This window comes from Streptomyces sp. NPDC104371 (genome assembly GCF_055583785.1).
On sequence record NZ_JBVJNF010000001.1, the window covers coordinates 1,144,112 to 1,165,940 of the forward strand.

Sequence of the window (21,829 nt, forward strand, 5' to 3'; positions counted from 1 at the left end):
ATGGACGCCTCAGCCCGTACCCGCCTGGCCGAGGAGCTGCGCCGACGTCTGCCCGACGCGCTCGCCCTGCGCCGCCGACTCCACGCCGAGCCGCGCCTGTCCGGCGACGAGGCCCAGACCCGCGACACGGTGATCGAGGCGCTGCCTGCCCACTGCGCCGTGGTCAAGACCGCCGACACCGGGGCCGTCGTGCGCGTCGGCGGCGCGGGGCCCGCCATCGCCGTACGCGGGGAGATGGACGCCCTGGCCGTGACCGAGCGCACCGAAGTGCCCTGGGCCTCGCGGCGCGGCGGCGTCATGCACGCCTGCGGCCACGACGTCCACATGGCGGCCGCGACGGCGCTGGCCCTCGCGGTGGACCACGTCGGCGCCGTACCGCTGTTGCTGATCCTCCAGCCGCGCGAGGAGGCCTATCCCTCGGGCGCGCTGGACATCGTCGAGGACGGCATCCTCCTGCGTGAACAGTGCCGCGCGGTCATCGGCGCCCACGTCCAGCCGTTGCTGGCACCGGGCACCGTCGCCTGCACGCCCGGCGCGGTCAACGCCTCCTCCGACGAGTTCACGATCACCGTGCACGGGCAAGGGGGCCACGCGGCCTACCCTCACCTCACGCACGACCCCGTCACCACGCTCGCCCATGTCGTCGTCGCCCTGCAGACTCTGGTCAGCCGACGCACCGACCCCATGTCACCGCTGGTCCTCAGCGTCACCCGGCTCGATGCCGGAAGCGCGGCCAACGTCGTACCGGACGTGGCGAGCGCACGCGGCACCCTGCGCGCCATGGACGCGGACCAACGTAGCGCCGTACAGCGGGAGATGAGGGAGACGGCCCAGCTCATCGCCCGCACGCAAGGATGCCGGGCCGAGGTCTCCTTCGTCCACGGCGAGCCCGTACTGGTCAACGACCCGGCCCTTGCCTCGGCGACGGCGCCGTTGCTCGGCGAGCTGGGGCTCCGCCCGGCGCCCGAACTCAGATCGGCCGGCTCCGACGACTTCTCCTACTACTCCGCGCACTTCCCCTCGCTGATGATGTTCGTCGGAACCACGGGCGACCAGGAAGGTCTGCACTCCGCCGCCTTCCTGCCCGACGACACCGCGGTCAGCGAGGTCGCACACGCCCTTCTCGCCGGCTACCTCGCGGCAGCCGACACCCTCGCGGACTCCACTCCCGCGAAGCCGCCTGCTCCGTGACAGACGTACGGACCGCGGTGGGGAGCCGCGGTCCGTACGCGCGTGGTGAGGTCACGGCCGGAAGGCCAGTGGCGCGGTCGGTCAGCGCCGCACACCGGCCTTGGCGAGGGCCTTGGCCAGACCGTTCACCCACAGTTGGTTGACGCGAGAGCGCTCGGTCGTGTTCGGGTAGCGGTTGGTGCAGGACGGGCCGGGGCCACCGCCCGACATCAGCTCACTGCACGGGCCGCTGTAGTGGTCGGGCAGGCCCAGCACATGGCCCGTCTCGTGGGCGGTCACCCGGACCGAGTCGTACTGCTGGTTCTGCGCGTAGTCCAGGAAGATGTAGCCGCTGCCATGGCCGTTGGTGGAGGCGTACGACCCGCTCGGGTCGTTGCCCTCGTAGTAGGCGAAGTCGGCGCTGCCCGACGTCGCCTGGAGCTTCACGTTCGACACGGAGCTGTTCCAGATCGAGGCGGCGCTCGCTATCTGCGAGCGGAAGCTGGGTGCCTGGGAGGCGTTGTAGTAGACGGTCACCGTCTTGAGGGAGGGCTGTGCGGCCTGCCGCTGGGCGACGGACTTCAGCACCGCGTCGAAGAAGGCCTTGTTGTCGGTGTTCTCGGCGGAACCGACGTAACCGGCGGCGCTACGGGCCGGGGCCCGGTCGGCGCCCTGGGGCTGGGCGCCCGCCGGGGCCGCGGTGCCCAGGGCCGCCGCGGCCAGTCCGAGACCGAGCGCGAGAGCCGTGAGTCTCCTGGAGTTCTTCTGCCCGGCGCTGGTACGCAACGACGTCATGGGGGGCTCCTACTCGTCCTGTGGGGTGGAACGATCGGTTGCCAGGAAGTGTCGGACGCCTGAACGGGTCCCGGGATGATGGCAATCGGGGATAGCGCCGGGCTATCAGGGTCCAACTCATCCGCATTCGCAGGCACTTGAACACCTGGTGTCACACGGAGCCCCGCTCTACGCTCCCCCCATGGAGCTGGAGGTCAGGCACCTGCGCGTGCTCTGCGTCATCGCCGACACCGGCAGTCTGCACCGAGCGGCGCGGGAACTCGGCATGGCGCAGCCCTCGTTGAGCACCCAGTTGCGGCGCATCGAGAACGCCCTCGGCGCCCCACTGTTCGTCCGCAGCCGCACGGGCTGCCACCCCACCCCGCTGGGCCTGGTGGTGCTCAGCCGGGCCCGGCCGCTGGTGACGGAGTTCGCGGCGATGGTGACGGAGACCCGGGCCGCGGCAGCCCGCGCCGCCTGCGGCTTCCGGCTGCGCATCGGCGCCACGGCGAACCGCGCCATCCCGGGCTGGCTGCACCGGCTGCGGACCGGGGCGGCGCGGATCGAGCCGACGCTCCAGATGAACGTCTCCGCCAACTCGCTGCTGGCCATGGTCGCCGCCGGCAGGCTCGACATGGCGTTCGTGCACGAGGTCGAGGGCAGCCCGCTGCGGATGCCGCCCGGTCTCCACGTCCGCGTCCTCGTCGAACGCGAGCCGCAGTTCGTCACGCTCGCCGCGAACCACCCGGCGGCCTCGCGCGACCGGGTGCGGATGGCCGACCTGGCCGGTGACCGCTGGATGGTCGATGCCACCGTCGACGGCGAGTGGGACGCGCTGTTCCGGGCCCTGCGGTCGGCGGGCCTGCGGTCGGAGATGCTGCACGGCGACTACCTCACCGCGTACTCGCTGGCCGCGATCGGCGAGGTCGTCACCGTCAGCCAGCCCACCGCCCACCCCCGCCCCGATCTGGCCATCCGCCCGCTGGAGGGCGACCCCATCGGCGTGCGGCTGCTGCTGGCCGCCCGCACCGAGGCCGAACTGGACGAGGTCTACCCGTACTTGGAGGAGTCCTACTGGGCCGTGGCCCGGGAGGCACCGGCCTACGTGGAGTGGCTGGAAAGGGCCCGCACTCCGGCCGCCGCCCTGCCGGTCGACGGCCGACACCGGCCGGACGGGCTCGCGAACACGCCGACCAGGACACCGGCCTGAGCCCCAGCGTGGTCGGCGTGCACGGATACGCGAACATCCCGTCGCGGACGCCTTCCGGAGGCCGCGCCACTTCAGCCAGGCATCCTTCGGGGCCTCGCCTCAGTGCCGCGGCGGTGCGGTGGTCGGCCCAAGGTCGGGCTCGTCGCGCAGTTCCACCGTGAGCGGGGCGCTGGTTCCACCGAGGTCGAGCACGAGGATCTCGTTGCCCGCTGCCCGCCACAGTGGCGCCGGGGCGTAGAGGGCGCGCTGGGGGCCCTTCTCGGTCCACAGGCGGCCGAGAAGGAAGCCGTTGAGCCAGACCAGGGTGCGGTCGCTGTCCGGGACGGCGAGGAAGGCGTCCGCCGGTTCCGGCAGATCGACGACGGCACGGTGGAAGACGGGGCCGTCGGCAACCTCGACGGCCGGGGTGGTGGACAAGACGCTCAGGTCGTCGAGGGTCAGGACGCGCACGTCCCAGCCGAACAGGTGCTGGTAGTCCAGCCGCACGCCTGCGATCAGGCCCTTGCGGTCGGCCAGGTGCGGCCCGTAGTTGACCCGGCCGAAGGGTTCGACGAGGATCTCCAGCTCGGCGCCGCCCTCGGGGACGACCAGCTCGACCGTGGGTGCCGGGTCGTCGCGTTCGAGCACGCCGACCAGCCGTCCGTCGAGGAACACCTGCGCGAGGTCCCGGACCCCCTCGACGGTCAGCTTGGCGGGTCCGCCGGGTCCCTTGACGCGGTGACGGTAGTGCACCAGCCCGTGGTGGTGGCCGAGCTTCTCGATCGGTTCGGGAGCCGGGCGACGCAGCGGGGTGGAGAGGAGATCCAGGCTGTCGCGCAAGGCCGCGACGGGAACGGCGGCTACGCTCTGCGGGCGGACGCGGCGCGGACGCGTAGGCAACTCGCCCTCGGGCAGTGGCACATAGCGGCCGATGACCTCACGGAACCGGTGGAACTTCTCCGTCAGCTCGCCTGCCTCGCCGATCGGGGCGTCGTAGTCGTAGCTGGTGACGGTGGGCAGGTAGCCGGAGTCGGCGAGTGTCTTGCCGGTGTGGTTGGCGCCGGCCCACCAGCCGAAGTTGGTGCCGCCGTGGCCCATGTAGATGTTGACCGATCCCCCGGCGGCCAGGATTCCGTCCAGCGCCTCAGCGGCATCGTCGACATCGCGGACGTGGTGCGCTTCCCCGAAGTGGTCGAACCAGCCGTTCCAGAACTCCATGCAGACCAGCGGGGTGTCGGGCCGGAACTCGGCGAGCTCGGCGAACGCTTCCTCCGGGTGGGAGCCGAAGTTGACGGTGGCGAGCACCCCGGGCAGCGTTCCGCCGGCCAGCATGCGCGGTTGAGGGCCGTCGGAAGTGAAGAGCAGGCAGTCGATGCCCCGGGCGATGAGACCGTTCTTCAGATGCTCGAGGTAGTCCGCGTCGTTGCCGTAGCTGCCGTACTCGTTCTCGACCTGGACGGCGACGATGGGGCCGCCCTGTGAGGCCTGGAGTTCGGCAAGGACGGGGATGAGCTGGTCGAACCACTGGTCCACTGCGGCCAGGTAGGCGGGGTCGGCGGTGCGCAGGTGCGGGGACTCGTCGGCGAGCAGCCAGGCGGGCAGGCCACCGAGGTCCCACTCGGCGCAGATATAGGGACCGGGGCGGGCGATGACGTCGAGTCCGAGCGCGTCGGCCTCGCGGATGAACGCGGCGACGTCGTGCCAGCCGTCGAAACGGGCCGGGCCGACGGTGGGCTGATGGAAGTTCCAGGCGATGTATATCTCGACGGTGTTGCAGCCCATGGCCCGCAGCCGTGCCAGTCGGTCGTGCCACAGGTCGGGGTGGATGCGGAAGTAGTGCACGGCGGCCGAGACCACGCGGTGCTCACGGCCGCCGCGCAAGAAGCGACGGCCGTCAACGGTCAGTGCTGGTCGTGTGTTCATGTGTGGTGCTTTCGGTTGTGGTCGGCGGGGTCCGGCTCGGACGGCGGTCAGCAGGGTCGGGTCGGCGCCGACCAGGGGGAAGAGCCACCGGACAGGCCCTACTGAGCCGTGCGTGCCGGGGTGGTGTCCGCTCCGCCGAGGGCGATGATGCGCTCGGCGACCGTCCGGGCCATGGCGCGGCGGCCCTCCGCGAGGTAGGCCCGGGGGTCGACGCCGCGGGTGTCCGCCGCGAGATGCGCCCGCACCGCCGCGGTCAGTGCGCTGTTCAGGGCGGTCCCGATGTTGACCTTGGTGATTCCGGCGGCGACCGCACCGCGCAGCTCCGGGTCGGAGACCCCGGAGGACCCGTGCAGGACCAGCGGCACGTCCAGCGCACCGCGTAGCCGGGCCAGCAGGTCGTGGTCCAGGCGTGCGGTGCGGGTGGTCATGGCATGGGAGCTGCCGATCGCGACGGCCAGTGCGTCGACGCCGGTGGCCGCGGCGAAGGCGCGGGCCTCGTCGGGGTCGGTGCGGGCGCCGGGGGCGTGGGCGCTGAGCGGGGCCGCCCCGTCCTTGCCGCCGACCTGCCCGAGTTCGGCCTCCAACCACAGCCCCTGCCGGTGTGCCCAGTCGGCCGCGTCACGGGTGGCGGCCACATTCTCCTGGTACGGCAGGTGCGCCGCGTCGTACATCACCGAGCTGAACCCGCAGTCGGCCGCCTGGCGCAACAGCTCGGGGCTCTGGACGTGGTCCAGGTGCAGGGAGACGGGGACGGCGGCCAGGCGGGCCGCCTCACCGGCGGCGCGGGCGATCGGTGAGAGTCGGCCGTGGCGGAACTTCACGGCGTTCTCGCTGATCTGGAGGATCACCGGCGCCCCGGCGGTCTCGGCTCCCTCGATGATGGCTTCGGCGTGTTCCAAGGTGATCACGTTGAACGCCGCGACGGCGCGGTGTCCGGCGGCCGCTTCGGCTACCAGCGTGCCGGTGGCTGCTAGGGGCATGAGGGCTCCAGGGAGAGGAAGTGACAATACGTCAGGTCGACATGGCACACGTGGCTGCCGCCGCGAAGCGCCGATAGGCGTCGGGGTCGAACACCCCGGCGCGCGGAGCCAGCACGGTCGCCGCCGAGAGCGCGACCGCGTCGCCGAGCATGTCGGACCAGGCCGCGCCGTCGGCAAGTCCGGCCGCCAGTACCGCGACCACCGCGTCACCCGCCCCGGCGGTGTTGCCCGCCACCCGCTCCGGGGGCCGCGCTCGGAAGCAGCCCTCCGGGGTGACGGCCAGCAGGCCGTCCGGCCCGAGCGAGGCCACCACCGTCTCGGCCCCCGCCGCCAGCAGGGTGGTCGCGGCCTCCGCCGGGTCCTGGATGCCGGTCGCGGTGAGCAGCTCGGCGGCGTTCGGCTTGACGACCGTGGGCTGTGCGGCCAGACCGGCCCGCAGCACCGGGCCGTCCGCGTCGAGGATCACCGGCACCCCGAGGTCCCGGGCGAGCCGGACCAGGTCTGCGCAGGTGTCCTCGGGCAGGCCGCGCGGCAGGCTGCCGGAGACGACCAGCACCCGGGTCTCCGGCAGCAGGTCACGCACCCGGCCGCGCAGCGCCGCCCACTCCGCCGCGCCGACCTCCGGCCCGGCCTCGTTGAGCATGGTCGTGTCGGCGGTGTCCGCGACGGCGACGGTACGGCGGGTCTCGCCGTCGATCGGTACGCGGAGGTGGGGGATCCCCGACCGGACGAGATCCGCCTCGACCGCCGCGCCGGTCGCGCCGCCGAGTGGCAGTACGGCAGTGGTCCTGCGGCCCAACGCGTGCAGCACCCGGGCGACGTTGACGCCCTTGCCGCCCGCCTGCGCGGCGGCCTCGGCCACCCGGTGGGTGGTGTGCGGCCGAAAGCCCGGCACGGTGTAGGTGATGTCCAGGGCCGGGTTGGGAGTCACGGTGACGATCACTGTTCCGCGCCCCTTCCGGCCTTGTGCGCCCGGTGCAGGTCCCCGGCCAGCAGTCCGGCGCCCAGGCAGCCCGCCCGGTCGCCGAGCTGCGCGCGGACGAGGTCCGGTACCACCGGGACAATGGCCCGCTCGGCCATCCGTGCGCGCAGGGGGGCGAGCAGCAGGTCGCCGGACTCGGCCAGCCCTCCGCCGAGGACGATGAGCGGCGGGTCCACCACCGTGCAGCAGAGCAGCAGCGTGTCGGCGAGGACGGAGACGGCCTCGTCCCAGACGGCGACGGCCGCCGGTTCGCCGTCGGCCGCCCGCCGGGCGATCGACGCCGGGTCGGCGCGCTCTCCGGTCGCGGCGGCGTACCGGCGCTCGACGGCGGCGGCCGACGCATAGTTCTCCGCGCATCCGGCGGCGCCGCAGACGCACCGCTCCCCGCCGGGCCGCACGACGAGGTGGCCGATCTCACCGGCCCGGTTGTGGGCACCGGGCTCCGCCTGACCGTCCGTCATGAGGGCCGCACCGATGCTGGTACCGACCGGTACGAACAGGAAGCGGCGCTGCCCGCGCCCGGCGCCCAGCCGTGCCTCGGCCACGCCTCCCGCGCGCACGTCATGGCTCACGGCGGTGGGGAGGCCGGTCCGCTCGGAGAGCAGGTCGCCGAACGGAGCGTCCCGCCAGCCGATGGTCGCCGAGTGGACGCCGCGCCCGGCGGCCCCGTCCACGATCCCCGGAAGTGCGAGGCCGACCGCGGACACCGGGTGCCCGGCCTCGGCCGCCTCGCGGTGCAAGTCCGCGGCGAAGTCGATGATGCCGCGCACCACGGCCTCCGGGCCGCGTTCCCGGCCGGTGGGGCGCCAGGAGGGCTGGACGACCTGCCCGGCCTGGTCGAGCAGCGCGGCCTTGATGCCGGTGCCGCCGACGTCGAGAGCGATGACGTGCGCCATGGTGGTCAGCCGTCGGCGAGGATCACGGAGCGCGTCAGATGGCGCGGGCTGTCCGGGTCCAGGCCCCGGGCGGCCGACACCGCGATCGCCAGCCGCTGCGCACGGACCAGTTCGGCCAGCGGGTCCAGTCGGCCCTCCACCCAGCGGCCGCCGGTGCCCCGGACCTGTTGGGCGAGACCCTCGGGGGCCTCGCCGAACATCCAGGTGGCGGTGGTGTCGGTGGTGATGCTGATGGGGCCGTGCCGGTACTCCATCGCCGGGTAGGACTCGGTCCAGGACAGCGACGCCTCACGCATCTTGAGCGCGGCCTCGTTGGCCAGGCCGACCGTCCAGCCCCGGCCGAGGAAGGTGAACTGCGAACAGCCGACCAGGCCCTCGGGCAGCGGTTCGGCCAGCGCGGTCTCCGCGTCCCTCACGACGGAGTCGGTGTGCAGGCCGAGATGGGCGCGCAGCAGGGTGAGGGCGGTGGTGGCGAAGCGGGTCTGCACCACGGACCGCTCGTCGGCGAAGTCGAGGACTATGACGTCGTCGGCCGCCGTCATCACCGGGGTCTCGGGGTCCGCGGTGATCGCTGAGGTGCGGGTGGTGCCGCGGACCCGCGTCAGCAGCTCCAGCACCTCGGTCGTGGTGCCGGAACGGGTCAGGGCCACCACCCGGTCATAGCCGCGGCCGCCGGGGAACTCCGAGGCGGCGAAGGCGTCGGACTCACCCTGGCCGGAGCCTTCGCGCAGCGCGGCGTAGGCCTGGGCCATGTAGAACGAGGTGCCGCAGCCGACGACGGCGATCCGCTCGCCCGCTGCCGGCAGCGTGTCTCCCAGGGAGGGAGCCAGGTCTGCCGCGCGTCGCCAGCACTCCGGTTGGCTGGCTGTCTCAACCTCGACATGGGACATCTCTGCACTCCGTCCTGGGTGATCAATACTCGTTTTCAATGCTCGTTTACGCACGATAGCCGGGCCTTATGATCAAGATCAAGCATTGCCGTTGCAGACTGCCACTGAGGGTGAGGCTCTGTGCGACCCTTGGCGGCGGAAAGCCGCAGAGTGAGGAGAGTGCCCGTGTCCAGGGATGCCCGGTGGAGCGCGCTGCTGGAGCTGGTGGCCCAGAACGGGCGGGTGGAGGTCGAGGACGCCGCCGCCGCGCTGAGCGTCTCCGCCGCGACCATCCGCCGCGACCTGGACCAGCTCGCCGAGCAGCAGATGCTCACCCGTACCCGCGGTGGCGCGGTCGCGCACGGGGTCTCCTACGAGCTGCCGCTGCGCTACAAGACGGCGCGTCATACCTCGGAGAAGCAGCGGATCGGCCGGGCCGCGGCGGATCTGGTGGCAGTGGGCCAGGTGGTGGGGCTGACCGGCGGCACCACGACCACCGAGGTGGCCCGTGCGCTCGCGGTGCGGGCAGACATCGCCACCGACACCACGATCGGGGCGGGGCGTCCGTCGGCCCTCACGGTGGTCACCAACGCCCTCAACATCGCGGCCGAGTTGGTGGTCCGCCCGCAGATCAAGATCGTGGTGACCGGCGGTGTCGCCCGGCCGCAGTCCTACGAGCTGACCGGCCCGTTGGCCAACGGGGTGCTTGAGGAGATCACCCTGGACATCGCCGTGCTCGGGGTCAACGCGATCGACATCGAGCGCGGGGCCTACGTCCACCACGAGGGCGAAGCCAGGACCAACCGGCTGCTCGCCGAGCGGGCCCAGCGGGTGGTGGTCGCGGCCGACTCCTCCAAGATCGGCAAGCGGGCCTTCGCCCGTGTCTGCAGCCTCGGCCAGGTCGACGTGCTGGTCACCGACACCGGTATCACCACCGAGTCCTCCGCCCGCTTCACCGAGGCGGGCGTCACGGTGATCGCCGTCTGACGCGCTCCGGGCCCCGGGCTGCCGCCGCGTCAGCGGCCCAGTCGGGGTTCGCTCGCCTCCGGGCACTGAGACCCGGTGTCCACACCACCCACCCCTGCGCTGCCTCGTGCCCCGGAGAAGTCCGGGAGAGCCACGAAGAAGGTGTCGGCGCAGGCCGGCCTGCGTGGTGCCGCTGCCGTCAGACAGAGACCGACCGCTTCGCCCAAGTGTGCGCGGCTGCTGCGGCCGCGCACACCTGGGTGCGGCTGCTGCGGCGGTGTTCATTGCCTGCGCGTGCATGCGTGAAGCAGCAAGATTCAAACAGTTTGCAAACAACTCTTGTCACTACCCGCGGATTGACGTAAAGATTCCGGTACCTCGCACGTCGGGCCGCAGCCCCCGCGAGGGCCCCAGGAATTTCAACCCTCGCTCGCCACTCGACGCAGGAGGTGAAGGTGTCGGCCGCTGCGTCCGCATCACCGAAGCCCACATCCCAGATCCCGCCTGGCCAACAGCCCGAGGAACCCGGGACGTGGGGCAGCAAGAACGCATCAAGCACGAAGGGGGCGCGAAAGCCCACCGGTCGGCAGCCCCTACGGGAGCGACTGAGGAAGGACCGGACACTGCTCCTGCTGTGCGTGCCGGGCATCCTCTACTTCGCGGTCTTCTTCTATCTGCCGCTCGCGGGCAACAGCATCGCCTTCCAGGACTACCAGCCCTACCTCGGCTTCAAGGGGAGCCCGTTCACCGGCTGGGCCAACTTCAAGGCCCTCCTCGATGAGCCGGAGTTCTGGACGGCCGTCTGGAACACACTGGAGATCAGCGCCGTCCAGCTCATCCTCTACTTCCCCGCGCCGATCGCCCTCGCGCTCTTCCTCAACTCGTTGATCAGCAACAAGACCCGCCGACTGATGCAGACCGTGGTCTATCTGCCCCACTTCCTGTCGTGGGTCGTGGTCGTCGGCATGTTCCAGCAGGTCTTCGGCGGCGCGGGCACGCTCACCAGCTACCTGAACGACCACGGCGTACACGTCGGCAACATCATGAACAACCCCGACACGTTCATCTACCTGATCACCTCCCAGAACGTCTGGAAGGACGCCGGCTGGGGCGCGATCATCTTCCTCGCCGCGATGGCCTCCATCGACACCTCGCTCTACGAGTCCGCGGCGATGGACGGAGCGGGCTGGCTGCGCCGCATGTGGCACATCACGCTGCCCGGCATCAGGCCCGTGATGATCATGCTGCTCATCCTTCGCCTCGGCGACATCCTGTCGGTCGGCTTCGAGCAGATCCTCCTCCAGCGCGACAACGTCGGCGCGGACGCCTCCGAAGTCCTCGACACCTACGTCTACTTCCATGGCGTCGTCGACGGCGACTGGGGCATGTCCACCGCCGCCGGTCTGATGAAGGGCGTCATCGGCTTCGTCATGATCGTTCTCGCCAACAAGGTCGCACACCGCCTCGGCGAGCAGGGGGTCTACCAGTGAGCACCGAGCCCATATCCACCACGATGCCCCGCTCGAGCCGCGGCGGCATCAGGAAGCGCCGCCGCTCCACCGAGCGCCCGGCATGGATGGAACAGCCCAACCCGGCGGCGCAGACGCTCAAGTTCCTCGTCATCATCGCGATGATCGTGGCGGTCGGCTACCCGTTCCTGCTCGCCATCGGGACCAGCCTCTCCACCAAGGCCGAACTCGCCGCGAACGGCGGCTACGTCCTCTTCCCCTCGCATCCCACCCTCGAGGCGTACCGCGTCGTCCTCTCCGGAGGCGTGATCACCCGCGCCGCGCTCGTCAGCGTGGGTGTCACCGTGATCGGCACGGCGCTGAGTCTGCTGTGCACGATCGCTCTCGCGTACGGGCTCTCGCGGCCCCGCACCTTCGCGGGCAAGCCGCTGCTCCTGATCGTCGTCGGCACGTTCCTCTTCACGCCCGGCATCATCCCCAACTACCTGGTGGTGGACCAGCTCGGACTGCTCGACACCTACGGGGCGATGGTCCTGCCGATCCTGCTCAACGCCTTCAACATCATCGTCGTACGGGCGTTCTTCCAGGGCATCCCCGACGAACTGCACGAGGCGGCCCGCCTCGACGGCGCCGGCGAGCTGACCATCCTGTGCCGGATCGTGCTGCCGCTGTCCAAGGCCGTGATCGCCGTGGTCGGCATGTTCTACGCCGTGACGTACTGGAACAGCTTCTTCAACGCGATGCTCTACATCAACGACCCGGACAAGCTGCCCCTCCAGGTCGTCCTGCGCTCGTACGTCCTGCAGGGCGACACGTTCAACGCGAAGGCGCTCGGCGTGAGCGTGCTGCCCGCGAGCACCTCCCTGTCGATGGCCGTGCTGATCCTCGCTGTGCTGCCGATCATCGCCGTCTACCCCTTCCTCCAGAAGTACTTCGTCAAGGGCGTGCTCACCGGCGCCATCAAGGCCTGATCCGTCACCGGGCCCAAGCAGTCACCCTCATCCGCTCCACGTTCCGTGTTCCTTAGGAGAGCCATGTCCTCCAAAGAGTTCAACCGCCGCGGATTCCTCGGCGCCGCGGGCATCGCCGGCCTCACCCTCGCCGGTGCGGGCACCCTCACCGCCTGCGGTTCCGGCGCCGCGTCGGGCGGCGGCGCGAAGGCGTCGGCCAAGCTCAAGCTGCCGACGTACGTCCCCGCCAACGTCCCGGCCCCGGACCTGCCGGGCAACGCCCAGGGCCTTGACCCCGCCTACCTGCGCTATCCCAAGTCCCCGGTGCGCAGCGTGAGCAAGAAGCCGGGTGACGGCAAGCCGGTCACCGCGCTGACCGAGACATTCACCACCGCGGCTCCGGCGATGGACCGCAACGCGTACTGGCAGGAGCTCAACAAGCGCCTGGGTTCCGACCTGAAGATGACGATCGTCAACGGCCTCGGCGCCGACGACGTCTACCGCGCGAAGTTCAACGCGACCATCGCCGGCGACGACATGCCCGACCTGATGTGGTTCCCGCCGAACCAGGGCCTGAAGAACGTCCCGGCCCTCCTGGAGGCGAAATTCCACGACCTCACCGGGTACCTCTCCGGCGACGCGGTCAAGAAGTACCCGAACCTCGCCAACATCCCCGAGTTCGCCTGGAAGACAGCCGTCTTCAACGGCAAGATCTGGGGCCTCGCCGTCCCGTACGGCCGCATGGGACAGGTCTACGTCGCGAACGAGGACTTCTGGAAGCCGGTCGGCGGCGTGCAGTTCGACAGCGCCCAGGACTTCTTCGACAAGGCGAAGGATCTCCTCGACGTCAAGCGTAAGAAGTACGTCCTCGAGCCCTCGTATGTGAACCACATTCTCCAGTTCTCCTACTGGCACGGCGCGCCCAACGGCTGGCGCATGGACGGCGGCAAGCTCACCTACTTCTTCGAGACCGACGAGTTCCACGCGGGTCTGGAGTTCGCCCTCAAGTGCCAGAACGCGCAGTTGTTCTGGCCGGACCCGAACCTGCCGACCACTCTGGAGAAGATGGAGGGCGGGTTCCTGGGCCTGCACGTCCAGTCCTTCCCGGGCTTCCTGAACGACAGCAACATGTACGACTGGCCGGAGAAGGTCGTCGTCCCCTTCGCCGCCGAGAAGGGCATCACCCCCACCTGGGGCTACGGCTACGGCTCCGTCGGCTTCACCGCCATCAACAAGAACGTGAGCAAGGACCGCATCGAGACCCTGCTCCAGATCATGAACTACTTGAGCGCCCCCTTCGGCACCGAGGAGCGGCTCTTTCTGGACAACGGTCTCGAAGGCACCCACTACGACCGCACCAAGGACGGCGACGTGGTGCTGAACAAGAAGGGCAACGCCGAGGTCCTCACCACCCGGCAGGCCATCAACTTCTTCGGCAACGCCCCGCAGACCCTCTACCTGCCCGGCAAGCCGGACATCACCCGCGGCGTCCACGAGACGGAGGTCGAGCTGATGAAGATCGCCAGGATCAACCCGACCACGGGCTTCTTCTCGGACACCAACGCGAACAAGGGCGCCTCCTCGAGCGACCAGGTCTACACCGCCGTCAAGGACATCGTCGCCGGCCGCAAGCCGCTGGCCTCGTTCAAGAAGGACATCCTGCCCAAGTGGCAGCGGACCGCGGGCAACGCGATGCGCCACGAGTTCGAGCAGGCCATCGCCGCGGCCAAGTAGCACCCGTCGGCACCTTCCCACGCACAGCAAACCCAGAACAGGACACCCGCACGTGGACGATTTGCGTATCGGAGTCATCGGGCTCGGACTGCGACGGAATCTGGCGACCGCCGCGCATCGGCCCGGCAAGGGCTCGGTCGTGGCGGCGGTCGCCGAACTCGATCCCGAGATCCGCGCCGAAGTACCCGCGTTGTACGAGGGAGCGGTGGCCGTCGAGGACTACCGGTGCCTCCTCGACGACCCCACGATCGACGCCGTCATCGTGGCAAGCCCCGACGACACCCACGAAGCCATCGCCTGCGACGCCCTCGAAGCGGGCAAGCCGGCGTACGTCGAGAAGCCGCTCGGTATCACCGTCGAGCAGTGCGACACCATCCTGCGTACCGCTTACGAGACCGGCACCCGCCTCTACGTCGGCCACAACATGAGGCACATGGGCGTCGTCCGGCAGATGCGCGACATCATCGCGCGCGGCGACATCGGCGAGCCGAAGACCGTGTGGGTACGGCACTTCGTCTCGTACGGAGGTGACTACTACTTCAAGGACTGGCACGCCGACCGACGGCGCACCACCGGGCTGCTGCTGCAGAAGGCCGCGCACGACATCGACGTCGTGCACTGGCTGGCCGGTGGTTACACGCAGCGCGTCAACGCCCTCGGCGACCTGATGGTCTACGGCGACCTGCCGCGCAGGGAGCCGGACACCCCGCGGCCCGACGGCTGGCTGCGCGAGTTCGACTGGCCGCCGACCGCGCGCAAGGACCTCCACCACGTGGTGGACGTCGAGGACGTGTCGGTGATGAACATGCGCCTGGACAACGGCGTGATCGCCGCCTACCAGCAGTGCCACTTCAGCCCCGACTACTTCCGCAACTACACGGTCATCGGGACCGAGGGCCGCCTGGAGAACTTCGGGGACCGCCCCGGCGACGAGGTGCGCGTCTGGAACTCCGGCCCGACCGGCTACCGCTCCGACGCCGATGTCGTGTACCGCGTCCCCGAGGCGAAGGGCTCGCACGGCGGCGCCGACGAACGCATCATCGGCGAGTTCTGCCGCTTCGTGCGCGAGGGCGGGCTCACCGACACGTCGCCGGTCGCGGCCCGGATGAGCGTGGCCGCGGGCGCGCTCGCCACCCGCTCGCTGCGCGAAGGGGGCGTGCCGTACGACGTTCCGAAGCTCGACCCGGAGCTCTTGGCGTACTTCGACGGCGGGCAACTCCCGCGCGGCGCCGGGAAGTAGCGGCCACAGCGCAGGCGCGGGCGGGCCCCTCGGAGGAGGCGTTCGCCCGCGCCTGCGTGCGCACACAGACGGTCACGTGTACGTGCGCGGTTGATCACGTCTGGACGCGGAGGACCGCGCGGGACACTCAGTGGGCGGAGCAAGGAGGATCCCGGAGAGAGCACGACTCCGCTCGGCACTTCTTCGGCAGGTGAGTGCGGGCCGCGATCGGGCCCTCAACCGACGTGGTGAGGCGCCTCGTTCGCGTACATGGCGGGAACAACCGATCCTTCCGGCAGCGTTGTACTCGCCGAGGTACCGGCGCCGCGTGGGCGGCACCGACGCGGTCCGGAGCCCCAGGGCCCGCGATGCGCCCGATCACCCGATTCGGGGCGACCGCTTGCACACCTGCCCCGGACTCGGTCCGAGGCCTGCCGCACAGGAGGACTGTTTTCATGAATGACCGGCCCTTGACGCTCATGGCGGTGCACGCTCACCCCGACGACGAGGCCACCGGGACGGGAGGCGTCCTCGCGCGGTATGCGGCGGAGGGCATCCGCACGGTCCTCGTGACGTGCACCGACGGCAGTTGCGGTGATGGACCGGGCGGCATCAAGCCGGGCGATCCCGGGCACGATCCGGCGGCCGTCGCCTTGATGCGACGTCGAGAGCTCGAGGCAAGCTGCGACATCCTGAAGGTCAGTCATCTGGAGACGCTGGACTACGCCGACTCCGGGATGATGGGCTGGCCGACCAACGACGCACCCGGATCCTTCTGGCAGACACCCGTGGAGGAGGGCGCTGCCCGGCTCGCGGAACTCATGCGCCGCCACCGACCCGATGTAGTCGTCACCTATGACGAGAACGGCTTCTACGGCCACCCCGACCACATCCAGGCGAACCGCATCACGATGGCGGCGCTGACGATGACCGCGCAGACTCCGAAGGTGTACTGGACGACGGCGCCCCGCTCGCAGATGCAGCGGTTCGGGGAGATCATGCGCGAGTTCGGTGCGGACCGGGAGGAGCCGGATCCCGCCGAGGCCGCCGCGATGGCCGAGATCGGACTCCCCGACGAGGAGATCACCACCTGGGTGGATACCACCGCGTTCGGCGCTCAGAAGCTCGATGCGCTGGCCGCACACGCCAGCCAGGGCGAGAACATCTTCTTCCTCAAGATGGGCCAGAAACGGTTCACCGAGTTGATGGGCGTCGAGACCTTCGTACGTGTCCAGGACACCACCGGCGTGTCTGTGCCCGAGAACGACCTCTTCGCCGGCCTGCGCTGATCCGCCCGCCTTCCTGGGGCCCATACGACGCCCAGCGCCCCAGCCACACCCTCGCTAGCAGACGGGGGCTCCCAGCCCACCCCCACCAACGCGTCAGGGGCCCTCCGAAGAGAGCCCCTGATCCGCGGACGGAACATCCGACATCACTGTCGGGACGACAGGATTTGAACCTGCGACCCCTTGACCCCCAGTCAAGTGCGCTACCAAGCTGCGCCACGTCCCGATGCGTTCTCGCGGTGACCCGCGTGACTGCGCAGGTAAACATTACCGCACCGGAGCCGGGGCATCTCACCCCGCATCGGACGTCGCGGGGCAGGGCGCCTGGGCGGGGTGGCCTATGTCATAACCGAGGGCAGTGTGGGCGGGCTTGGGGTGGAAGCACTCGAAGGGGTGATTCCTCTCGCCCGTTCCCATGTCATCGGTGCCCGAAGGGCATGCAGTCCGGGGGTCTGCCTGGTGCGCTGCCCCTTGGTCTCCGAAGAGTTGACGAGGCGTCAGGGGGAGCGATGGCACGTCGGAGCAGGCGGATCGACAGGGCGCTCACGGCTCTCGCGGTATCGAGTGTGCTGGTCGGCGCGGCCCTCGTGGGGGCGGGCCCGGCCAGTGGTGCACCGCGGGCGCGGACGATCGCGCCGGGCGTTCTGTACAGCGAGTTCGACATCTCCGCGGCCAAGGGGGTGGCCCGCGCGCACCTGCTCACCGTCGATCTGCGCGATCCGCGGGTACGGGTCGGGCTGCTGCGTCCGAAGGCCGTGGCGGCGCGGGCCACCGTCTCACGGCTCGCCGACGCACAGCGCGCGGTCGCGGGGGTCAACGGTGACTTCTTCGACATCACCGAGAGCGAGCACCCGGGCGTCGCGGCGACCGGCGCGTCCGACGGGCCCGCGATCGCGGACGGGCGCCCGCTGAAGGCCGCTGTCCCGAACGGGCAGCGGTTCGGGCCCGTCCTGCCGCCCGGTACGAGTACCAAGGACGTACTCGGGGTCGGCACGGACCGCACGGCCCGGCTCGACCGGCTCACCCTGTCCGGGTCCGTGAGCACCCCGCGAGGGCGGTTGAAGCTCGGTGGGCTCAATCAGTTCGCCCTGCCGCAGGGGTCGATCGGGGCGTACACCTCGGACTGGGGCAGCGTGTCGCGCAGGCGGGCCACTTGCGGCACCGACAGCCACCGGGCCGCGCCGTGCGGCAAGGACACCTACGAGGTGACGATCAGGAAGGGCCGGATCGTCGCCACGGCCGCCCGGCCCGGCAGCGGGCCCATCCCGGCCGGAACCACGGTACTCGTGGGCCGCGAGGCCGGAGCGCGGACGCTACGCGGACTCTTCAAGGGCGAACGGGCCCAGGTGCAGCACCGGTTGGTGGCGACCACGTCCCGCGTCCGGTACTCCTTCGCCGTCGGCGGCTTCCCCGTACTGCGCCACGGCACACCACTGTCCGGCCTCGACGCCTCGACGTCCGCCGTACGCACCGCCGTAGGCATCACGGACAGCGGGCACCGGCTGCTGCTCCTCGCCCTCGACGGCGGGCCCCGGTATCGCGGCGGCCTCACCGTCGCCGAACTCGCCAGCACGCTGAGGAAGTTGGGTGCCACGGACGGGTTCAACCTCGACGGCGGCGGATCCACCACGATGGTCACCCGGGCCCCGAAGGCGCGCGTGGCGACCGTACGCAATCACCCCAGCAAGGGTGCCCAACGCCCGGTTCCGAACGGGATCGGCGTGTTCTCCACGCCCTGAGGGTCAGGGGCGCAGGCCGCTGACCAGGTCCGCCGTCGCCGCCAGGCCCTGGTGAATGGTCGGGGCCATGCTCGAACTGGCCAGATAGAAGCCGAGCAGAACGCAGATCATGGCGTGCGAGATCTTCAACCCGCCGTTGCGCATGAAGACCACCGCGAAGAACAGGAGCAGCAGCACCACAGAGATGGAAATGGCCATCGTCGTTCTCCTCCACCACACCCGCTTTGCGGCTTTCGGTCGCAAGTTTGGCGTAATGGAGGGTTGGTCCGTGCGGCTGACGTGTCCGCCGAACGTGTGGTTCCACCCGCTCGTGGCACATCTCATCGCACATCTCTTGGCCTGTCGGGCAGCCTCAGGGCGCGCGCAGATCGGCCAGTTCGGCCACTGCGGCGCGATGGGCGCCCGCTGTTCCGTACGCGATCGAGTCCGACTTCGCCCGCTTCAGATACAGATGGACCGGGTGCTCCCAGGTCATACCGATCCCGCCGTGCAGTTGCAGTGCCTCCTCGGCGGCTCGTACGGCGACGGGTGCCGCGTACGCCTGGGCGACGGCCACGGCGAGGTCGGTGTCCTCGCTGCCGGTGGCGAGCGCGTCGGCGGCGTTGCGTGCGGCGGCGCGCAGCCCGGCGATGTCCAACCACAGCCCGGCGAGCCGGTGTTTGAGCGCCTGGAAGCCTCCGACCGGCCGGTTGAACTGCCTGCGCTCCTTCAGATAGCGCACGGTCTCGGTCAAGCACCAGTCGGCGAGGCCGAGTTGCTCGGAGGCCAGCAGTCCGGCGCCGGTACGCAGGGCGCGTTGTACGACCGGTCCGGCGTCGTCGGTCAGTCGGCGGCCGGGCGCCCCGTCGAGGGTGACGGCGGCCAGTGGCCTGGTGAGGTCCAGGGACACCTTCGGGGTGAGGGTCACGGCGTCCGTGTGCACCGCGTACAGGCCGCCGTCCCGCGCCGGGACCAGCAGTACGTCGGCTACGGCCGCGTCCGCCACGGCGGTCAACTCGCCATGCAGCACGCCTTGTTCATGGTGTACGACCGGGTGGGCGCTGCCCGGCCGGGCAGCCGGTCCGACCGCGAGAGTCGCCACGGTCTGTCCGGACGCCAGTCGCGCGAGGAGCCCGGCGGCCTCCTCTCCCCCGCAGGCGAGCAGCGCCTCGGTCGCGACGACGGCGCTCGTGAGATAGGGCACCGGGGCGACGGACCGTCCCAACTCCTCCAGTACGACAGCCGCTTCGCGATGCGTGGCGCCCTGGCCGCCGAGGGACTCCGGCACCAGCAGCCCGGCGAGTCCCATGCGCTGGGCGAGCGTCTTCCACAGCGAGCGGTCGTGCGGGGCGTCCGACGCGATACGGGCGAGGACGGCCGCCGGGTCGCAGTGATCCGTCAGCAGATCCCGGACTGCGGCGCGCAGCGCGTCTTCCTCCTCCGAGTACAGCAGGTCGGGCTGCGTCGTCATCGGGCCAGGTCCTTCCAGGAGATGTCCTTGTCGGTACGCGGCTCGGCGGGCAGGCCGAGGACGCGCTCGGCGACGATGTTCAACAGGACCTCGCTGGTCCCGCCCTCGATGCTGTTGCCCTTGGCGCGCAGATAGCGGTAGCCGGCCTCCCGGCCGGTGAAGTCCACCAGCTCTGGGCGGCGCATGGTCCAGTCGTCGTACAACAGGCCTTCTTCGCCGAGGAGTTCGACTTCGAGGCCGCTGATCTCCTGGTTGAGGCGGGCGAACGCGAGCTTCATGCCGGAGCCTTCGGGGCCCGGCTGGCCCGCGACGAGCTGCTGGCGTAGCCGTTCGCCGGTGAGGCGGGCGACCTCGGCCTCGACCCACAGCTCCAGCAGGCGCTGGTGCAGGTCATGCGTGCGCAGGTCGGGGCGGTCGCGCCAGGTCTGCGCGACGGGGCCGATCATGCCGCCCTCGCGGGGGAGGCGCATACCACCGATGGACACGCGCTCGTTCATCAACGTGGTCCGGGCGACCCGCCAGCCGTCGCCGATCTCGCCGAGACGGCGGGAGTCGGGGATGCGGACGTCGGTGAGGAAGACCTCGTTGAACTCGGCCTCGCCGGTGATCTGTCGCAGGGGCCGGACCTCGACGCCGGGGTCGGTCATGTCGCAGAGGAAGTAGGTGATGCCCTGGTGCTTGGGCACGTCCGGGTCGGTGCGGGCGATGAGGATGGCCCAGCGGGCCGCATGGGCGCTGGACGTCCACACCTTCTGGCCGTTGACCACCCAGGTCCCCTCGTCGCGGACGGCCCGGGTGCCGAGCGCCGCGAGGTCGGATCCGGCGCCGGGTTCGCTGAAGAGCTGGCACCACACCTCCTCCCCAGTCCACAGCGGCCTGAGGAAGCGGCGCTTCTGCTCCTCCGTGCCGAAGCGGAGGATCGTCGGCGCGGCCATGCCGAGGCCGATGCCGATCCGGCGCGGATCGTTGTCGGGTGCGTCCGCGGCCGCCAACTCCGCGTCGACGACGGCCTGGAGGGCGCGCGGGGCGCCAAGGCCGCCGAGGCCCTCGGGGAAGTGCACCCAGGCGAGTCCGGCGTCGAAGCGGGCCCTGAGGAAGTCGAGGCGGTCGGTGGTGGCGGGAGGGTACGCCGTCAGCAACTCCCGTGTGCGTGCGCGCAGTTCGGTGGCATCGGTCATACGGCGTCTCCGTTCTCCGACAGCACGGCGATCCGGCCCGTGGTCGTCCCGTCGGCCACACGCTGCACGGCGTTCGCGGCGTCGGCCAGCGGCACCCGCTCGCTCACCAGCGGCTTGACGGCACCCCGGGCGGCCAGTTCGGTGAGCTGCTCGTGGCAGTGCTGGACCAGCTTCGGGTTCTTGGCGTGGTACAGGCCCCAATGCAGGCCGAGGATCGAGTAGTTCTTCACGAGGGCGTGGTTCAGGGCCGGGCTGGGTACGGACCCGCTCGCGAAGCCCACGACGACGATCCGCCCCTCGAAGGCGATGACCTTCGTGGACTGGGTGTAGGCCGCACCGCCCACCGGGTCGTAGACGACGTCCACGCCCCGGCCGCCGGTGGCCTCCTTCACCGCGGCGACGACGTCCTGGGCGCGCCGGTCGATCACGACGTCGCACCCCGCCGCTCGGGCGACGGCGGCCTTGTCGGGCCCGCCGACCACGCCGATGACGGTCGCGCCCGCCGCCTTGCCGAGCTGTACGGCCGCGCTGCCGACCCCGCCCGCGGCGGCGTGGACGAGCAGGGTCTCGCCCGGCTCCAGCGCGGCCCTGCGGTGCAGACCGAACCAGCCGGTCTGGTAGCCGATGTGCAGAGCGGCGGCCTCCGCGTCGTCCAACGCCTCGGGCGCGGGCAGGACGGCCGCGGCGTCGGCGACGGCGTAGTCGGCGTAACCGCCGTACGGCAGCGCGGGGTTGGCGATCACTCGCCGTCCGTCCTCGGTCTCGGCGCAGACCTCGAGGCCCGGTGTGAACGGCAGCGACGGCCTGATCTGGTACTGGCCGCGGCACAGCAGCGCGTCGGGGAAGTTGACGGCGGCGGCCCGTACCCGCAGCAGGACCTGGCCGTCCGCGGGCGTGGGCCGTTCCACCTCCTGGAGCCGCATCACCTCGCTCGGCTCGCCGTTCTCGTACACGCGCCATGCCTGCATTACGGGGCCTCCACGGGACGGGACTGCTGCGTCGGAGCGGGGTCGCTCGCATACTAAGCGGTCGCTTGCCGTTACGGAACGGTCCTG

The 21,829-nt window shown here is 70.7% G+C and carries 19 protein-coding genes and 1 tRNA gene; 9 read left to right on the forward strand and 11 right to left on the reverse strand.

Annotated elements, in window-relative coordinates; genetic code table 11:
* Complete coding sequence (locus ACZ60T_RS05100; protein ID WP_469664501.1) at window positions 1-1,191, forward strand: M20 metallopeptidase family protein; 1,191 nt, start codon at window positions 1-3, stop codon at window positions 1,189-1,191.
* A gap of 81 nt (window positions 1,192-1,272) precedes the next feature.
* Here ACZ60T_RS05100 and snpA read toward each other — a convergent pair whose 3' ends face one another.
* A complete protein-coding gene (gene snpA, locus ACZ60T_RS05105; RefSeq protein ID WP_365629531.1) occupies window positions 1,273-1,965 on the reverse strand; it encodes a snapalysin in 693 nt (230 codons plus the stop codon).
* Window positions 1,966-2,146: 181 nt separating this feature from the next.
* On the opposite strand from snpA, the gene ACZ60T_RS05110 reads away from it, so the two are divergent.
* Window positions 2,147-3,154 carry a LysR family transcriptional regulator gene (locus ACZ60T_RS05110; RefSeq protein WP_469664503.1) on the forward strand — a complete coding sequence of 336 codons (1,008 nt, stop codon included), beginning with the start codon at window positions 2,147-2,149 and terminating at the stop codon, window positions 3,152-3,154.
* A 99-nt stretch (window positions 3,155-3,253) separates the two neighbouring features.
* Here ACZ60T_RS05110 and ACZ60T_RS05115 read toward each other — a convergent pair whose 3' ends face one another.
* The 5 genes from ACZ60T_RS05115 to ACZ60T_RS05135 all read right to left on the reverse strand — a co-directional run bounded on the left by ACZ60T_RS05115 (window position 3,254) and on the right by ACZ60T_RS05135 (window position 8,804).
* Window positions 3,254-5,056 (reverse strand): glycoside hydrolase family 35 protein, encoded by a 1,803-nt coding sequence (locus tag ACZ60T_RS05115; RefSeq protein WP_469664505.1) that lies wholly within the window; start codon window positions 5,054-5,056, stop codon window positions 3,254-3,256.
* Between the two features lie 98 nt (window positions 5,057-5,154).
* A complete protein-coding gene (locus ACZ60T_RS05120) occupies window positions 5,155-6,036 on the reverse strand; it encodes a class II fructose-bisphosphate aldolase (protein ID WP_469664507.1) in 882 nt (293 codons plus the stop codon).
* Window positions 6,037-6,067: 31 nt separating this feature from the next.
* A complete protein-coding gene (locus ACZ60T_RS05125) occupies window positions 6,068-6,979 on the reverse strand; it encodes a 1-phosphofructokinase family hexose kinase (protein ID WP_469664509.1) in 912 nt (303 codons plus the stop codon).
* A complete protein-coding gene (locus tag ACZ60T_RS05130) occupies window positions 6,976-7,914 on the reverse strand; it encodes an ROK family protein (RefSeq protein WP_469664511.1) in 939 nt (312 codons plus the stop codon). Before ACZ60T_RS05130 ends, ACZ60T_RS05125 begins: the two co-directional genes overlap by 4 nt.
* A 5-nt stretch (window positions 7,915-7,919) precedes the next feature.
* Window positions 7,920-8,804 carry an SIS domain-containing protein gene (locus tag ACZ60T_RS05135; RefSeq protein WP_469664513.1) on the reverse strand — a complete coding sequence of 295 codons (885 nt, stop codon included), beginning with the start codon at window positions 8,802-8,804 and terminating at the stop codon, window positions 7,920-7,922.
* Window positions 8,805-8,969: 165 nt separating this feature from the next.
* On the opposite strand from ACZ60T_RS05135, the gene ACZ60T_RS05140 reads away from it, so the two are divergent.
* From ACZ60T_RS05140 to ACZ60T_RS05165, 6 genes are all read left to right on the forward strand, one after another.
* A complete protein-coding gene (locus ACZ60T_RS05140) occupies window positions 8,970-9,770 on the forward strand; it encodes a DeoR/GlpR family DNA-binding transcription regulator (RefSeq protein ID WP_365629552.1) in 801 nt (266 codons plus the stop codon).
* A 428-nt stretch (window positions 9,771-10,198) separates the two neighbouring features.
* On the forward strand, window positions 10,199-11,239 hold the full coding sequence (locus ACZ60T_RS05145) for an ABC transporter permease (RefSeq protein ID WP_469664515.1): 1,041 nt from the start codon (window positions 10,199-10,201) through the stop codon (window positions 11,237-11,239).
* 23 nt (window positions 11,240-11,262) lie between these two features.
* On the forward strand, window positions 11,263-12,189 hold the full coding sequence (locus ACZ60T_RS05150) for a carbohydrate ABC transporter permease (protein WP_469664772.1): 927 nt from the start codon (window positions 11,263-11,265) through the stop codon (window positions 12,187-12,189).
* A gap of 63 nt (window positions 12,190-12,252) precedes the next feature.
* Window positions 12,253-13,902, forward strand: a complete 1,650-nt coding sequence (locus ACZ60T_RS05155; protein ID WP_469664517.1) for a type 2 periplasmic-binding domain-containing protein — start codon at window positions 12,253-12,255, stop codon at window positions 13,900-13,902.
* A gap of 52 nt (window positions 13,903-13,954) precedes the next feature.
* Window positions 13,955-15,142: a Gfo/Idh/MocA family protein gene (locus tag ACZ60T_RS05160; protein ID WP_469664519.1), complete on the forward strand. Its 1,188-nt coding sequence runs from the start codon at window positions 13,955-13,957 to the stop codon at window positions 15,140-15,142.
* A gap of 434 nt (window positions 15,143-15,576) precedes the next feature.
* Window positions 15,577-16,410, forward strand: a complete 834-nt coding sequence (locus ACZ60T_RS05165) for a PIG-L family deacetylase (RefSeq protein WP_469664521.1) — start codon at window positions 15,577-15,579, stop codon at window positions 16,408-16,410.
* A gap of 149 nt (window positions 16,411-16,559) precedes the next feature.
* On the opposite strand, the gene ACZ60T_RS05170 is transcribed toward ACZ60T_RS05165, so the two are convergent.
* Window positions 16,560-16,633: transfer RNA gene (locus ACZ60T_RS05170), tRNA-Pro, on the reverse strand.
* Between the two features lie 283 nt (window positions 16,634-16,916).
* Here ACZ60T_RS05170 and ACZ60T_RS05175 point away from each other — a divergent pair.
* Complete coding sequence (locus ACZ60T_RS05175; protein ID WP_469664523.1) at window positions 16,917-18,146, forward strand: phosphodiester glycosidase family protein; 1,230 nt, start codon at window positions 16,917-16,919, stop codon at window positions 18,144-18,146.
* A 3-nt stretch (window positions 18,147-18,149) separates the two neighbouring features.
* On the opposite strand, the gene ACZ60T_RS05180 is transcribed toward ACZ60T_RS05175, so the two are convergent.
* The 4 genes from ACZ60T_RS05180 to ACZ60T_RS05195 form a co-directional block, all read right to left on the reverse strand.
* Window positions 18,150-18,344 (reverse strand): hypothetical protein, encoded by a 195-nt coding sequence (locus ACZ60T_RS05180; protein ID WP_365629585.1) that lies wholly within the window; start codon window positions 18,342-18,344, stop codon window positions 18,150-18,152.
* A gap of 154 nt (window positions 18,345-18,498) precedes the next feature.
* Window positions 18,499-19,596, reverse strand: a complete 1,098-nt coding sequence (locus ACZ60T_RS05185) for an acyl-CoA dehydrogenase family protein (RefSeq protein WP_469664525.1) — start codon at window positions 19,594-19,596, stop codon at window positions 18,499-18,501.
* The gene (locus ACZ60T_RS05190; RefSeq protein WP_469664527.1) at window positions 19,593-20,774 is read right to left on the reverse strand and encodes an acyl-CoA dehydrogenase family protein; all 1,182 of its coding nucleotides are present in this window, start codon (window positions 20,772-20,774) and stop codon (window positions 19,593-19,595) included. The genes ACZ60T_RS05185 and ACZ60T_RS05190 overlap by 4 nt, the downstream gene beginning before the upstream one ends.
* Window positions 20,771-21,742: an NADPH:quinone oxidoreductase family protein gene (locus tag ACZ60T_RS05195; RefSeq protein ID WP_469664529.1), complete on the reverse strand. Its 972-nt coding sequence runs from the start codon at window positions 21,740-21,742 to the stop codon at window positions 20,771-20,773. Before ACZ60T_RS05195 ends, ACZ60T_RS05190 begins: the two co-directional genes overlap by 4 nt.
* Window positions 21,743-21,829: the final 87 nt, after the last annotated feature.